We start from the raw sequence: 15,445 nt of genomic DNA, 5'->3' as shown, positions 1-15,445 counted from the left end.
CCGGCGTGGTGACGCCTGCTGTAAGCGTTGCCGAAGGGCGGCGTCGGCTTCGTCGGAAAGCGTCCTAGGCCGCATGGCGCGGCTGGAGGCCCGCCAGGATCGCGCCCAGCCTGCCGTTCTGCTCCAGGTCGATGGTGACGCCGGCCGCGCTTTTCGCGTTGTCCTCCACCACCCGGTAGAAGCCATGGAACCAGTCGGTCGCGTAGGTGTGGCCGAACGCCGTGGGACTACTCCCGATCGACCTGGCGTCGAAGGAGATGGGCCTCGGGGCGAAAGCGACCCTGTCGCCGGCCTCCTCCTGAATGGACGGCCGCTCGCCAATGGAGGGGACGAGGCCGAAACCGAGGTCACCGCTCAGCCGGTTCAGGCGCGTGGCCGCGATGAGGGCGAGCTTCGCGGTGGATTGCTCGGCCCGCTCCACGGTGGCCAGGGCGCGCAGGTCGGCCGCTATGGCGCTCTCGATATCCGCCCGGCGCGCCAGGGTGATCATCTCGCCGACGATGATCTCCATGACGTCGACGGGAACCCGGAAGCGCAGCGCGAACCCCTCGGCCTCGATCCGCCGACGCATGGAGCCGATCCACGCAGCCACCGCCGCCCGTGCCAGCCCGCGCTCGCGATCCGAGCCCGGCGGCACTGGCATACGTGCCGCCGGGCTCGGCGCGCCCGGTCGCGGGATCGCGCCGGGACGAGAGATGCGGCCGGAGCCGGGCGTGGCGGCCGTGTCTCCCGGCGCCGCGCTTGCCCCGTGGAGGGCTTCGGTGAGGGTGCCCACGTCGATCAGGAGCTCGCGCAGCAGCGAGCCGAAGCCCCCCGTCGCGACGGTCTCGTCAAGGGCATCGAAGACATGCCCGGCAGCCTCGCGCCGCTCGGCGAGACGGGTCTCGATGTCGAGGGCCACATGGAAGCGCCCGATGCGCTCGCGCAGCTCTGCCCGCAATCCCTCCAGCCGCGAAGCGAGCTGCGTGGCCTTCAGCTCGGGCCGGCAGACGCGGGCAAGGTTCTCGACAAGGTAACTCACGCCTCCGTCATTGAGCCGCAATGCCTCGTCGAAGGCGCGTGCGGGGTCCTGGAAATGCGCGGCCGCCTCGGGAAGGGCCACGAAGCCGCGACGAAGCTCGGCGATGCGGTCCTGCTTCTCGGGCAGGAAGCCGACCTCCCGCCGGCCCTCGTAGCGGATCACGGATTCCGCCGGATAGTTCGGATTGCGGAACCAGAACGCGTTGCGGAACGGCGTGCCCGGCGTCCATTGCCGCGGCCAGGTATGCGCCTTTCCAAAGAAGCCCAGCAGCGAGGCCTCGATCCGGTTGCGGAAGCGCAAGCCGGCATCCTGGCCGGCATCGCCCGCTTTGTCAATGAAATGACTGTCGAACCAAGTCATCACCAGGAACAGCAGGTTGGGTAGGGCGACCCTTGCCTCCGGACTGTTGCCGTGGGTCTGGGTAATCCAGCGCTCCACCAGATCCGGCAGCGTCACGACCTCTTGGTTCGACGGCCTGATGCAGAGCAGCATCGTCGTCAGTTCCTGCTCGGCGACGTAGCGGTCGAACAGGTAGGCGACCTTGCCGCGCAGGAAGGTCTCCTTGAGGGAATCCGGATGGTCGGCGAGGAAATGGGTCAGGTCGACCTTCTGGCGGCTGCGCGCGCCGGGAAAGTCGAGCAGGTCCGCCTCCTGCAGGAAAGCGCGCGGCGCGTCGGCGATGTCGATCCGCAGCTCCGCCGTGATGGCCGCGACGGTGGCACGGGGCAGGGCGACCGGAGCACCCGATGCTCCATGAACCAGAAGCATGTCGCCGCCGCCGGGCGAGCCGAGGCCCGTGAGCGTGGCCACGTCGAGGATGCTGCCCTCGCGCGGCACCAGGGCGGTGAGCGGCGCGAAGATCTCGTCGGGATGACCGAGACGTTCGAGAGCTTCGGCGAAATCACGGTACAGCCCCGTGAAGGCGGCGTGTCCTCCCCAAAGGGGGGCGAAGAGGCGTGCACGCCCCTCGAGGTCGAGTCCCGAGGCCAGAACCCGCGCCTCGTCCCAGTACCGTGCCAGGGCATCGAGGGCACGGGTGCCGCGGGCCTGGTCGAGCAGGTAATCCTGCAGGTCGTCGATCTCGGCTCCCATGAAGCGGCCAGTGCCGGGGCCGACCTTGGTCCGCAGGTCGGCGAGGAGCGCCGCGATATCCTCGGGGCGTGGAGGCTGCTCCTTCGTGGCGTCGCCATCGTGCAGGAAGCTGTTGCACAGGACCTTGATGAGGTCGCTCTCCGTCAACACTCGGAGCCTGACCGGTGCACCGGGTGGGGTCGGTGTCCCGCTGCCCTGCGCACTGAACCGGGTGACGAGTCCCGTCGCTTCCTTCTCGCCGATGGGGTTGATCTCAGCCAGAAAATCCACCGGGTCGCTTCCATCGAAGCGCGCCCGCAGAGACCCGTTCTCGGGACGGGCCAGCACTTCCACGAGGTAGGATTTCCCCGCCTGACTCGGGCCGAACACGCCGACACACATTGGCCTCTGCGCGGCTCGCCGAAGCCGTTCCGCGCGATAGGCGACCTTGCGCGTGTAGCGCACGAGATCCTCGCGCTCACGGCCGACGATGGAGGCATTGGCCTCGTCACCGAGCCAGCGCTCGGCATCCTGGGCGAGCCGGCTGGTATCTCGGCAGGTTTCGGCAAGAAGATCGTTGGACATGATGGATTTGTGTGTTCGATCCGAGTGGACGTGACGATCAATCGACGGAGAGGATGCCCGTATCGAGCCAGTAGCCCTGCTCGGACACCAAAGTGTCGAGGACGAGCTCGACTTTTCGTTTCACATCGAGGCCATCGGCGTCATAGGCGTCGGTGATTTGGAATTCTTCCTTCATGGATTCTGAACGGATCAGGGCATCCGGGCTGTCGTCGTCGGCTCGCCCATCGCCGCTGCGCTCCAGGGTGATGTCGAGGGGAAGGCGTAACTGCGTCGCCTCCTGCCCGGTTCGTACGCGAAGGCGATAGAGCGGCGTCGCGATCCAGCGCTCGACGGGCAATTGCCGATATCCGAGGCGCATCGGCGCATAGTAGCGAAGCTTGGCGCTCATCGCCGGGCCGCTGGCTCGGGCGGAGGGCGGCGCGTCGAGATCGACGTCGCGAAAGCACAGGCCCGCATCTCTCAACTGGCCGCTCAGCTCCATCTCGCCGATGTAGCGGGCGGTGGAACGCAGGCCGAGGCGATTGGTGAACAGGGTGAAGTTGGTGAGCTGGCTCTCCGCCAGCGCGCACAGCATGCCGCCCACCGCCGTCGTGGTCTTGGGGTCGCCGATGCGGCGATTGTCCCGGTCCCGGAACGGATACCAGTTGCCGGCCTGATACTGGTGGAGCGGCACTACCCGGTCGGGCGAAACGGCCAGCTTGTTGACGAGCAGGTCAACGAAGGCCGAGAGCCGGGAGGGGCGCCCCGACAAGAGCACCACGTCCACGTCAAGGGCGTGGATCGCTTCGCACAGGTTGTCGAGAACGAGGTCGAGAACCGAGACGACGCAGGCGCCGACGATGTCAGCGCGGCCCTCGAAGACGCAATCCACCAGGGCGAAGCCGCTCGCTCCATCCCGCCTTGCCGGACCTTCCAGAAAATCGAGGAGCCGCTGCTGCGGCAACGCCCTGCGTACGACTCGGCCGCCGCGCTCGGGGAAAAACTTCGCGAAGGGGCGAGTGGTGAGGTTTCCCTCGGCCTCGACATCGGCCAGCAGGCGCAGGCCGATCGGCTCCAGTACGCGCGACACGAATTGCCGCCGCAGATGCTTCTCCTGCTCGGCCATGTTGGCGCGGTCGCCGCCGAAACGCTCGAGAAGGAGGGCGTGCGGATCGGGGTGCCCCGCCTTGCGCAACGCCTCCTCGATGGTCGGTAGCACGAGGCGCTCAATGACGCTCTTGAGGATGTCGTCCCCCGCGATCCGGAACCCCTCGCGGAAGTTCTGCACCGGTTTGATCGCCCGGTTGCCCTCGGCATAGTAGGTCGTCACCATCAGATCGGTGGTGCCGCCACCCACATCGATGCTGGCGATGCGCACCGACGGTTCGGCCGGCGTACCGGGGAGAGGCCGCGTATCCGGCTCGGCGAATGGTCGAGGCCGGCCGATTAGCCTGAGGAAGCCGTCGACGGCTCCTCCCAATTTCTGAGTGATCTCGCCATAGAGGTAGACGAACTGGACGCAGCTCGCCTCGTCCCAGGCCACGTGGACCTCCGGCTGCGTCAGGCCCGGAGGCGGGTTGTCGGCCCATCCCATGAGCTGCCAGATCAGCTTGACGGCCCCCTCGGCCCGCGAGCGTAGCAGGCGCTGCTCCTGCACCGGCATGGCCGGGGGCAGGGTGAGGATGATCCGACGCAGCTTGCGCGGCGCGTCCTTCGTCCGCCGGCGCTCGCGCACGCCGGCATTGTTGATCATCGACAGGGCGTGGCAGACGACTTCGGCCACCATGAAGGTGAAGAAGGACGAGCGCGAGAAGGTCAGCCGCGAGGCGCCGATCCGGTCGTCCGCCTGGACCCGGATTCCGTACCGCTTCCGGTCGGCATCGAGCTGAGCGATGACGTCGCCGCGGCTGTTGACGAACTGTCGGATGGTCCGGTCGATCAGCGGGCTGGTTCCGTCCGCACCGTAGTCGCGGTCGGGGAAGCGCCATTCCTGGTTCACCGGCCTGACGTCGCAGAGGTAGCGCTTCGGACTGGATAGGCCGCCCACCGCCTCGGTTCCCTGCGCCAATTCCCGGAAACGGCTGGCCTCCGGGCCGACCCGGACCGGGCTCGGCCAGAAGAAGGCCCGCGGGCGTGCCGAGAGCCGCGAGAGGTGATCGCGTCCGAACCGGGCATGAGAGAGCTCCACATGGCTCTCGAACGGCTCGACATAGGCCTGTTCGGGCTCGGACAGGTCGCGCAACTGCAAAACGAAGGAGTTGTTGAGGTCGACCCGGTCCTCGTTGGGGTGAGATTCGATCAGGATGCCGCAGGTGCGGCTGTTGCCGATGTCGAGGATGAGATCGACGGTCACCGGCTTGATCGCCGGAATCGCCGTCACCGTATCGGTGAGACGCATGACGCGCGGCTGGATCGCCCGCTGCAGGTATTCGAGCATGACGAGATAGCGGGCATAATGCTCGAGGGTGTTGGGAAAGTCGCTGTCACGCAGCGGGCGGTCAGGCCTTTGAGCCGCCTTGAACTCGCGGAACTGCTCGGACAGCCAGGAGGGCACCCATTCCTGGAAGCCGGCGCGCTGCCGGGCTTCCTCGCTGTCGGAAGCCGCTCCGAGGAACCAGCCGATGTCGCGGAAGCGGAAGGCGAACCGGAACTCGTGCTCGTTGGCCGCATCGTCCAGGCTCGGCGCCGTATAGGGCCGGTTGGGACGGCGCTCCAGGAGCTCCGTGTCGAACGCGAAGATCACCCGATGACTGATCGGGCTGTCGGGCGCGCGGTCCGCCACTTCGACGATGCGGACCCGCGCCCAGTTGGTCGGGCCGACGTCGAGTTCGTCGCCCCCCTCGATTCCGGACTTCACGCGGAGCATCGGCACCGGCGTCCACTTCTCGAGGAAGACCTCAAGCGCGTTCCGCTCGCCGATGGCGTATTCGCGATCGGTGCCGCGTGCGGTTTCGATCTCGTCCCCGCCCGGGTCGGTCTCGTCCCATGTCGGCAGCAGCCGGTAGGTCCGCCGGCCCGGCTGCTGGGGGGGGGCCTCGACCTCGCGCTCGATGAAGCGGCGTGACAGGCGTCCGACCGTATCGATGTTGAAGGTGTATTCGACGAACTGCACGCCGCTATGCGGCACGAGCCGGATCGTGGGACCGAAGGTGACGGGATCGACGAACATCGCGACGGATACAATCTCTTGAGGGAGGACGTTGCTGCCGGAACGGGCGCTCACGGCGCAGCAGCGGCTCCGGACGATGGTGCGAGGGGGATCGGGAAGGTGAAGACGCTCTTCGGTACGCGGAGCGCCGAGACCGTTCCCTGCTCCTCTCGCACCACTTGGCCGTTCCTCGACAGGACGATCTGAAACGGGATACCGGCGCGGGGATCACCGTGCCGCTCGTACAGGTTTACCTCGATGCCGAAGGTGCCCGGGGGAGACGGCGCGACGTCCCAGATGATGTGTTCGATTGGGCGACTGGCGCTGGTGCCCCCGCCTTCGTTCTGGTCGGCGACCAGGCGGCCGCCGCAGGCCGCGCGGTTATTGAACTGGAGTCGGGTCTGATCGGGGCAGACCACCTGCAGATCGAGATCGGGTGATCCCTCCCAGGCCAGGGTCAGTTCGAGATAGCGCCCGCGTTCGATCCGCTCCAGCCGCCGCTCGACATCGGCGGAGATGGCGCGCGGTGTCTCGGTCCGAGGCACCTCGACCGCGGCGCGTTGGGGGAGCGGACAACTCGCGTCGCAGGCCAGGGCGCGGCGGGTCAGCGCGAGTTCGGCGGCATGCAGCTCGGCTTCCGTCGTCTGGATCGCCGCGCGCTGGGACGCTTCGAGCGGGTCGACGACGATGGAGGCGACCGGGCAGTGATCCGGCAGGACACTCCTCAGCCAGGGCGGCCAGCCGTCCCCCCCCACGCCGCAAGCCTGGAGCAGGCGGCCTCCGAGGAGGAGTGACAGGATGACGAACAGCAGCCAGAACGCAGGCGCAAGTCCCCTCCAGACGCTGCTCGTCGTAGCTCCGACAGACGGCGGCGGCGGGCATGAGGCGGCTGCCACGGGCGGAGCGACCCGCTGCGGTCTCGCCGCTGAAGCGATGGGAGAAGCGGCGCTCGCGGTGATCGCAACGCCCCGCTCGGCCACCATGCCGTCCAATCGGGCATGGCGATACCCCCAGGCAACGAGAACCGGCTGACCGTCCAGGGACCAGAGGTGATCCTCGTCGGGAGTCACGAGAGCGTCGCGTATGAGGCGTGCGAGATCTCGGGAGGCCTCACCTTCGCCTTCCAGCGTGTCCGCGAAGTTCGCCACGTCCGAAGTGAGCCGTGCGGCTGCACGCCGAAGGGCCTGAGCTTCGTCGGGGTTGAGCCGCGTGACAGGTCGGACTTCGCCGTCGCCGTCGGCGAACCAAGCGATCCCCGGAAGCCCGGTCTTCGTCATGGCAACCGGCACCGGCTCGGCAAAGAGCCGGGCGTGGTCCGGGCCGAGACGTTGGGCCAGGAGATCGACGAGCTGCTCGTATTGCTGGCTGAGCTTCAGATTGACCGCGTCGAATCCCTTGCGCGGCGTCTCGGTCAGTTTGGTGTTGATCGACATCCGGCGGCCGATCTCAGCGGACTGGCGGGCGTGCATCGCGACCCTGCCGGGGGGCGGGTCGCGATGGAGCGGGAGTGGCGGGGCGCGGTGGTGTGGGTTGGATGGTGGCACCATCCTGCGGTGCCGGGATCGGCGCCACTTCCGGAACGGGTCCGGCCGTGGCCGCCGCGGCGTTCGGAACTGCGTCGCGCTGTGCCGCGGGGCCGGGTTCGATGGTTGCGACGGGCGGATTTTCGCGCGGCGCAGCCTGTAGATCGCAGGGCTGGGTGTCGAGGGTGGAGTTGTCACCGCCGGCCGCGAGGAATGCCGCGAGCCCATCGGTGCCGAGTGCATAGCGCGCGGTAACGGGTAGGCGGCCATCGCTGCGGCCGAAGCTGTTCACGCCGACCACCCGTCCGCAGTAATCGACGAGGGGACCACCACTGTTGCCCGGGGCGATCTCGGCGCTGTGGAGCACCAGCGTCACGGCCGCGTCGTCATAGCGTTGGAGGTGATTGACGACGCCGGTCTGGAGCACCGGCTCCAGTTCGCGGCTTGCGGACGCATCGCCTTCGCCGAGGCGCTTGAACGTCGGGTCGGTGCCGAGATGGAGGCCGGGAAAGCCGGCGGCGACGACGGGCGTCAGCGGCCGCCCGGGAGCGGTGAGAGCAAGGGGCTGGATGTCCGCCTGTCGTGCGACGCGCAGAAGTGCGAAATCATCGAGGTGTCCTTCGCCCCCGGTCCGCACGAGGGTGGCCTGAACGATGCCGACATGGCGTCCCGCGATCCGTAGAGACGCCGCGCCCTCCACGACGTGGCGATTGGTGATGACGAGTTCGTCGCTGATAAAAAAGCCCGAGCCGGTCGCGTCGCCTGCCAGGACGAGGACGGTGCCGCGTTCCAGCCGACCGACGAGGCTCGCCGGGTCGGTCGCCACCGCCGGTCCTGGTGAACCCTGGATCGCCGGAACGGGCCCGATCGCGGCGCGCGCCTGCGGACGGGTCGGGGTTTCGATGGGCAGGCGAACCCCGACCGGGCTCTGGGGCACGAGCGCGGGCAGCTCCGAACGCAGGCGCGGACAGGCGAAAGCTGAGGCGGACGCCAAGACGTCGCGTCTACGCTGAAGATTGTCGAGCCAGGCGGCAAGCAGGGTACGCGCCTCACCCGAGATCGCCCGCGGCGGCTCGGGAAAGGCCAGCACGCCTGGAACGAAGGAGAGGCCGAGGAGAATGCCGACCAGAGCGGTGGCGACGACAGGTGCCGTCCACGGACGCACACCAGGACGATATCCGCGCGGTTCCGGAGCCGGCCCTACCGGCTCGTTGGTCTGGGAGTTCGGTTGCACCGGCCGGAACCGGGCCGACCAATCCGCGCGACCGATCGGCGGCATCGGCAGATCGTCCGGCACCAGATGGCCGAGGGCGGCCGCGTGATGGCGGATACGGCCCTGCTCGTCGCCCAGCAGACCGGCCGGAAGGAGCCCCCAATCGATCAGCAGCGGCTCCGTGCCGATGGCCAGGACTGCGCGCGGCGAGGCTAGGTTGAGGCAGGCTGCGACGAACGGGCCATCCTCGGGGTCACGCAGCAGTGGCTCGATGCCCGAGAGCAGAGCGCGGATGCGTCCCCTCAGCTCGACCGCGCTGGTGGAATCCAGGTCCTCCAGGTTGCGCGAAGGGCCATCGAGGGAGGTGTACCAGTCGACGCGCGCCGCGGCCGACCCATTGGAGTGGGACAGGACCGGCGCGGCGAAGAGCGCGGCAGTGGACTCGCCGCAACGCTGACGGAGGAGCCGGACCAGCCGTTCATGGTTTTCGATGACGATCCGGTCGTCGATCCGGACGAGGTCGAGACCTGCGAGCGTGCGGCTTCCGACGAAACGCGAGCCCTCCGTCATGCGCGCTCTCCGAGGCATCGTTCGAGGTAAGCGCGCGAATCAATCACAGCGGGTGCCCGTACCGAGACCATCGATGTCGAGGCGGACGAGGGCGTCGCGTGCCTTCGACGTCCCTCGCTCGGCCGCCTTGACGTACCAAGTCCGCGCGGCGACACCGTCTGCGGGCCCGCCGACACCGTTATCGAGGGCCGTCGCGTAGCAATACATGCCCTCGGCGAGACCCATCTCCGCGGCATCGCGAAACCAAGTGCGGGCCTTCACCTCGTTTTTCTCGAAGCGCCGTCCCTGACGGTAGAGAATGCCGATATTCACCTTGGCGGCAGCGCTCCCCAGCTCGGCCGCGACGCGATATGCGCGATAGGCATCCGGATTTGCACCCTGCCGATCATAGGCGCGCCCGAGCTGGAAGCTCAGGCGACGCATGTCGGGGGACAGATCGACGGCGCGCCGGCACGCTTCGATTGCTTGCTGAGCCTGCAAATCGCGGAATTCCACCCGCGACGGCACGTTGGAGGAATCCGGGTCCCATGGTGCCGCAGCGGCGCTGTCGCATCGATCGATTGCGGTCTCCTGTGGGGCTGACCGCATCTTTCCTGCCTCGGCCACCACCGGGCAAAGCCCGCCAAAAAAGCAAAAAAGCGCCAGACACCGGAAATCGATCGGTCGCATTCTGCTGCGCATTATCAATAGCTGGCCTGGAAGGGAACGCACGGGATCGCTGCGACGAAAAGGACGTCCGTTGCATGCAGTGCAGCGTACAACCGATGGCATTGAGAAAATACGAAAAGGCTACACCGCAACCTGCTCATCGAGCAACGGACTGCCATGTGTCTCGCCTGCGCAACACTCAAAGATTGGTGTACATCGCGCTTGCCCTGGGGCTGCGGCAGTTGGTTGTGCCATACCCCTGTTCGTTTCATCGACGGCTTGGTGCCAAGCACAACGACATTGTCGAACGGCATGGTCAGCACGGTGCCGCCGGAGTCATCGATAACCTCGAAGGATTTCAGGATGGCCGCCCTGAACGGAGCCCCGGTCCTGAGCGTTGCGGGGACGATATGTTTGGCGCCGAGGATTGCCTTCATTCGGACCGCATCGAGATCGTGGTGATCGTCCGCCTCTGGCGCTGGCCACAGTCTAGCGTCAGAGCGGATGTTGAAGAATTAGTGAAGCATGTTTGTTTTTTTTATGGTTGGTAGCGATCACGCTGCTCGGTAGCGCAGCCTCCTTGAAAATGATGCAGCTTGCTGATGTTGTATCGGAGGTTGACACCGGCCGTATCGAGCAGATCGAAACACGGCCTTTCAGGCATTGAAAGTATAGTCGTGATACTCGGCGCCGGCGGAGGGTAATAAAGAAAATGAAAGTTCTATGCTTGTGTAGTGTGACGCGATAACCTGGTTGTCGCCGGATCTCGCGCTCGCCTCCGCGCGACGGCTCGGGCATTCTGGGCTCGGATAATGGAACGGTAGCAAGACCAGCCCAGCCAAAGCGATACCGCTTTGCTCGCCCGTGATTGAATATTCATGTTCGACGCCTCTTTAATATCCAATATAAATGTTCGATATTGTCTTTGCCGAAACGGAGACGAGAGGTGAAGCGCGAAGCACTTATCCGAGACCTCGCCAAGTACGCCCGAAAGCATAATCTAAGATTTTAGGTGGACAAGGACGCAGGAAGAGGAAGTCGCTATCGGATAAAATCAGGCGATCACAAGACAACAATACAAAGCGGGGAGCTTAACCCGGTGATTGTTAAGGAGGTACGGAGGTCGCTTAAGTTGAACCCCGCCTAGCGGCGGGATTTTACCCGTGCTTGCGCTTCGCTAGCCCGCTACCGCCGATGGAGAACGAATGGACCTACGGTGTGTCGGTCCGAGAAGAGGACGGGTACTTCGTTGCGCGGTCTGAGGATCTGCCCGAAGCGATAGGTGGCGGCACTACGAAGAGCGGCCCTGCGCGAAATGCGTGAGGCTCTGGCAGCGGCTGTACGCGGCCGGATCAAGGACGGGGACGATCTCCATGCGCCGCGTACCGTTGCGGATGGTGCCGACCGGGCCTCGCTGCCCAGCCGCACCGCAGCGAAGGCGGCGGTGTATCAGGCATGGAAACGAAGCGGCCTGTCGAAGTCCGCGCTGGGCAAGGCGATGGATCGGGACGAGGTCGAGGTTCGCCGAATTCTCGATCCGGACCACGGCACCAAATTGGGTCAGATGGAGGCGGCGGCCCATGCGCTCGGTGGGCGTCTCGTCGTCTCGTTCGTTCCGGCCTGAAAACGAAGAAAACCCGCCACGGCCTAAGGCGGGCGGGTCCATTCGTAACACCAATGCTGAGCGAGGCACGGGGCGTGCCGGGGTTTAGAGCGGCGGGCGCTCGCAGGCCGATCCTTCGCTGAGCACCGGTCGGAGCCCGTCGGCCATCCACTTCAGATCCGGCGATAGCGCCACTGGACCCGCTACCATTCCGATCGGCCCCATCGTGGTCGCGGCGAACCTCACCGTGTCGGCGACCGAGGAGACCGGCGCGTAACGCGCGAAGGTGGAAAACAGCATGACATGGGCGACCGTGAACCACGTCAGCCGATTGCCGAGAAGCGTCGTGAGGCCGGCCATCGTGACCCCTGCCTTTATCCCCGTCTTTGAGCATTCTGCGCAGGAAGGCCTGCGCTCGGCTCTAGGCCGCCATGGCCTGCGATGCGGTGATGATGGCGCCCATTAAGACCCGCGCGTTCGCAGCCTTGGCCTCGCTGAGCTCCTTCGCCACCGTCATCTCTTCCTCGCGTAAGGACTTCGCCTGATTGCAGTCGGGCGCGCAGCGAACGAAGCGATTGCGGTCGCTCGCCATGGGGCGGTTGCCATAGCGCAGTGGGTCCATCGAGAACCGGATGGTCGGATCGTTCGAGCAGGTAGACCGGCGCAGGCTGGCCTGCGTTTTCTTGATCAGCATCACCGGCCCGTCGTCGGTCGCCAAGGCGTTTACCGCCTTGCGGTCATAGAGTGAGATCATGCGGCCTATGAGGACTGCGCCGTCATTTGTGCCGGACATGACAACGGCGAGGCTTTCGCCCTGCCGCGTGATCGTCAGATCGTCTTGGACGTCCCCGTCGTCAGAAGCCCATCACCACTGTCGCCGATCCGGCGATGGTCCCGATGAGGCCGCAGGCGAAGGCGCCGATCATCGCATATGTGAAGAGTTTCATTCCCATGACTGAGCTCCCCCTGGCTGTGTTCCGGTCCGCCGATCAGCAGCGGTTGCCGCCGGAGGTCTGGCCGTATTGCTGGACCGGGAAGTTCTGCTGGTTGGCGTTGCCCTCGGCGGCCGAGCTCATCGGGCAGGTGGCCGGATTGCGCGAGCCGAGATCGCCGCGGCCATAGAGCGAGCCGGTGGTGTCGACCTCGTAGGGCGAGAATGCGGTGTAGCGGGAGGGGCTGTCGTAAGCCATGGCGGACGAGATCGGAGCAACGCCAAGGACAAGAGCGGTGGCGATGGCGGCGATACGGGTCTTCATTGGTATAACTGAGCTCCCTTGCAATACAGTCCTGGGATCAGGTCCGTCTCTTGCTGTCTGACACTAATATGGGGTGGCACATTCATTCTGGACGTGTCGTCACGCACGCAACGGGGCGGATTAAGTTCCGCGATGCGAATGGACCGGCGGCAAAGCCCTTGAGACCGGATGCGCCCACATCGGGAGAGCCTCCGGCCGGAATCGGCACGGAGGGAATAGGCTGCTTCCCGGGCGCCGGCCCGGGGCTAGCATACGGTCACGGGGAAGCGGGACGCGGGACGCCTCAAGGAGGATGAAGTAAAAATCCGGCGACCGGATGGGCTCGTGCAGCATAATGCATTAAACGCAGTGCTCGGGCGATATCCGGCGGCCTTCATGCATTCGGCGCATGACTGGTATCTGGAGTTTGGTATACCAACGAGGGGCGAGCGCTGCCATAAATGCTGCAACGCAAACGCCCTGAGGGACAGCCTTCCATGACCGCTCTGATTCTCGCCGCCGTCGCCGTCGCCGGCCTTGCCAACATCTCCCTGGTCGCCTTCGTCGCCGACCGTCTGACCCCGAAGAGCACCGCCCTCGTCACCGCCGGCGAGCTGTTCCTCGTGAACGACAATGCACCGGCCGCCCTCAAGCAGGCCGCCTGACACCGTTCCATCGCGTTCGGCGTGAGCATCAGAGCCACCCTCCGGGGTGGCTCTTTTCGTTTGGGGCATCGATGGCGGCGGTCGCATCCGAGGTCGGGAACAAGAAACGCCGTCGCGGTGCCAAGCATCTCCTGACGATGGTGCGAGTGACGGCGGATCGTCGGTTCGGGGAATTCGCCGAGACGGATGATCCGCTACGGGATCGCGACGTCCACGTCGGTATGGGACGGAGGGGGTGGTTGATCCATGCCACTCTTGCCTCCGATTTCTGCCTCGCCTTGACGCTGTCGCGGCCGAGGCGATAGGTCTAGCCCCCGCTGCGGAGGCCGGTCCGAAGGTCTGGCGCGGTGCATCCGGCGTCGACCGGCGCGACGCGCCGCCGGGGTCGATGCCGGCCGGCGGCGACACGCTGTGACGTCGGCGTTCGTGCGAGGCGGCGTCGGGCGCGTGTTCGCGACCATCGCCGCCGTGGCGTACACCGCGGAATGTCGACGAGACGTCTCACAGCGCGGCGCCTCACACCGATCGAGAGGTTTTCATCGTGAGCGTTGAGCCCGACCACAAGGCCATGGCGATATCCAAGCTCGGCGGCTCCGAAGGGCAGGCCTCGGCCGATGCGGAATCGATCGTCGCCGCGCTGGAAAGGGCGGCCGCCGCGATTCCCGAGACGCCACCCTCCCGCAAGACGGTCGACGTCGCCCGGCGCCTCCATGGCGAGTTGCGGGCGGCGACCCAGGGGCGGCCCGATGCCAAGGCGCTGATCCTGCGCGGCCGTGCGGCGCTGAGGCAGCTGCAGGAGGCCCGCCAGCCCGACGAGGCGGTGCCCGCGCGCGAGGCGGCCGATGGCGAGAATTCGGTGGACCGCAGGGCGGCGAAGGTCGAGGCCGCCCGTCAGCGTGTCGCCGAACGGGGCGAGACGTTCGCCGAGAATGTCGATCGCATGCGCAGGATCGTGGCCGCGCTGGAGGCCGCCTCCAAGACGGAGAATCCCGGCCGCTTCACCGAGCAGGCGCGGCTCTGCCGGCAGATCTGGGACGATATCGGATCGGCCGGCCCGGACGGCCCGGCCCTGCGCAAGGCCTATCGCAGGGCGACGGCCGTGTTCTGGGCGAAAGCGGGCATGAAGGATCCCGACGCAGCCGAGGAGGCCTGACGCCGGGTCATCTTATTGAGCGGGGCTCTGTCGTGACGGAGTCTCGGACCCGGAACGTGGACGCCACGTTCCGGGCCGGAGGTTTTCAGGTCCGGCGGATCAGCGTGCCGGCGCCGTGGTCCGTGAAGAGTTCCAGCAGCACGGCGTGGCTGACCTTGCCGTCGAGGATGACCACGGCCTCGACACCCTGTTCCAGCGCGTAGATGCAGGTCTCGATCTTCGGGATCATCCCGCCGGTAATGGTGCCGTCGGCGATGAGCCGGCGGCAATCCTCCAGGGTGAGTTCGGGGATCAGGGTCTTGTCCTTGTCGAGCACGCCCGGCACGTCGGTGAGGAGCAGCAGGCGCTTGGCCCGCAGCGCCCCGGCGATCGCCCCGGCGAAGGTGTCGGCATTGACGTTGTAGGTCTGCCCGTCGGCGCCGAAGGCGACCGGGGCGAGGACCGGGATCAGTTCGGCCTTCAGCACCGCGTCGAGGACGCCGCGTTCCACGTGTTCCGGCTCGCCCACGAGGCCGAGATCGACCTCCTGCTCGGTCTGGCTCTCGGGGTCGAGCACGGTGCGCGTCGCCTTGCGGGCGCGGACCATGTTGCCGTCCTTGCCGCAGAGACCGATGGCACGGCCGCCCTCGGCCGAGATCCAGCCGACGATCTGTTTGTTGATCGATCCGGCGAGCACCATCTCGACCACCTCGACGGTGGCCTCGTCGGTGACGCGCAGGCCGCCGCGAAACTCGGACTGGATGCCGAGCCGGCCGAGCATGCGCCCGATCTGCGGGCCGCCGCCATGGACGACTATGGGCTTCAGGCCGGATTGCTCGAGAAGCACGATATCCTCGGCGAAATCCTCCGCCGCGGCGCGATCGCCCATGGCGTGGCCGCCATACTTGATGACGACGATTTCCTGGTCGTAGCGCTGCATGTGGGGCAGGGCCTGGACCAGGACTTCCGCGCGCACGTGCACGTTCGGCAGGGCGTCTTGCGACAAGGGGTCTTCCATCGTGTGGCCGTGTCCTCGCTTCGGCGCCGGATCG

General features: G+C 66.5%; 13 protein-coding genes. 3 read left to right on the top strand and 10 right to left on the bottom strand.

All coding sequences use genetic code 11. From position 1 onward, the window contains the following. Positions 1-64: 64 nt before the first annotated feature. From A3OK_RS0114790 to A3OK_RS0114765, 6 genes are read right to left on the bottom strand one after another with little or no spacing between them, the layout of a single operon-like run. Positions 65-2,677: a virulence factor SrfC family protein gene (locus A3OK_RS0114790; RefSeq protein WP_019905665.1), complete on the bottom strand. Its 2,613-nt coding sequence runs from the start codon at positions 2,675-2,677 to the stop codon at positions 65-67. Positions 2,678-2,714: 37 nt separating this feature from the next. After that, positions 2,715-5,879, bottom strand: coding sequence for a virulence factor SrfB (locus A3OK_RS0114785; RefSeq protein WP_245259363.1), 3,165 nt, complete (start codon positions 5,877-5,879; stop codon positions 2,715-2,717). Beyond that, positions 5,876-7,237: a hypothetical protein gene (locus A3OK_RS0114780; protein WP_036302878.1), complete on the bottom strand. Its 1,362-nt coding sequence runs from the start codon at positions 7,235-7,237 to the stop codon at positions 5,876-5,878. Before A3OK_RS0114780 ends, A3OK_RS0114785 begins: the two co-directional genes overlap by 4 nt. Before the next feature lie 13 nt (positions 7,238-7,250). After that, positions 7,251-9,110 carry a trypsin-like peptidase domain-containing protein gene (locus A3OK_RS0114775; protein ID WP_019905662.1) on the bottom strand — a complete coding sequence of 620 codons (1,860 nt, stop codon included), beginning with the start codon at positions 9,108-9,110 and terminating at the stop codon, positions 7,251-7,253. A gap of 39 nt (positions 9,111-9,149) precedes the next feature. Then, complete coding sequence (locus A3OK_RS0114770; RefSeq protein WP_245259362.1) at positions 9,150-9,779, bottom strand: sel1 repeat family protein; 630 nt, start codon at positions 9,777-9,779, stop codon at positions 9,150-9,152. 14 nt (positions 9,780-9,793) lie between these two features. After that, positions 9,794-10,195 (bottom strand): hypothetical protein, encoded by a 402-nt coding sequence (locus tag A3OK_RS0114765; protein WP_019905660.1) that lies wholly within the window; start codon positions 10,193-10,195, stop codon positions 9,794-9,796. A gap of 845 nt (positions 10,196-11,040) precedes the next feature. Here A3OK_RS0114765 and A3OK_RS22790 point away from each other — a divergent pair. Then, positions 11,041-11,382 carry a type II toxin-antitoxin system HicB family antitoxin gene (locus A3OK_RS22790; RefSeq protein ID WP_155912029.1) on the top strand — a complete coding sequence of 114 codons (342 nt, stop codon included), beginning with the start codon at positions 11,041-11,043 and terminating at the stop codon, positions 11,380-11,382. Between the two features lie 84 nt (positions 11,383-11,466). Here A3OK_RS22790 and A3OK_RS0114755 read toward each other — a convergent pair whose 3' ends face one another. The 3 genes from A3OK_RS0114755 to A3OK_RS0114740 all read right to left on the bottom strand — a co-directional run bounded on the left by A3OK_RS0114755 (position 11,467) and on the right by A3OK_RS0114740 (position 12,617). After that, positions 11,467-11,721 (bottom strand): hypothetical protein, encoded by a 255-nt coding sequence (locus tag A3OK_RS0114755; protein WP_019905658.1) that lies wholly within the window; start codon positions 11,719-11,721, stop codon positions 11,467-11,469. Between the two features lie 61 nt (positions 11,722-11,782). Then, entirely contained in the window at positions 11,783-12,154 is a 372-nt protein-coding gene (locus A3OK_RS0114750) for a hypothetical protein (protein WP_036302313.1), read from the bottom strand. 196 nt (positions 12,155-12,350) lie between these two features. Next, positions 12,351-12,617 (bottom strand): hypothetical protein, encoded by a 267-nt coding sequence (locus A3OK_RS0114740; protein ID WP_019905655.1) that lies wholly within the window; start codon positions 12,615-12,617, stop codon positions 12,351-12,353. Between the two features lie 476 nt (positions 12,618-13,093). On the opposite strand from A3OK_RS0114740, the gene A3OK_RS24045 reads away from it, so the two are divergent. Both A3OK_RS24045 and A3OK_RS0114725 read left to right on the top strand, forming a co-directional pair. Then, positions 13,094-13,261 carry a hypothetical protein gene (locus tag A3OK_RS24045; protein WP_019905654.1) on the top strand — a complete coding sequence of 56 codons (168 nt, stop codon included), beginning with the start codon at positions 13,094-13,096 and terminating at the stop codon, positions 13,259-13,261. A 541-nt stretch (positions 13,262-13,802) separates the two neighbouring features. Further along, entirely contained in the window at positions 13,803-14,414 is a 612-nt protein-coding gene (locus A3OK_RS0114725) for a hypothetical protein (protein ID WP_155912028.1), read from the top strand. An 85-nt stretch (positions 14,415-14,499) separates the two neighbouring features. Here A3OK_RS0114725 and argB read toward each other — a convergent pair whose 3' ends face one another. Next, entirely contained in the window at positions 14,500-15,399 is a 900-nt protein-coding gene (gene argB, locus A3OK_RS0114720) for an acetylglutamate kinase (protein WP_026597289.1), read from the bottom strand. Between the last annotated feature and the right edge of the window lie 46 nt (positions 15,400-15,445).

Source organism: Methylobacterium sp. 77 (assembly GCF_000372825.1).
Classification (GTDB): Bacteria; Pseudomonadota; Alphaproteobacteria; order Rhizobiales; family Beijerinckiaceae; genus Methylobacterium.
Note: the sequence above shows the minus strand (reverse complement) of the source record. Positions and strands in the feature narration are given on the sequence as shown.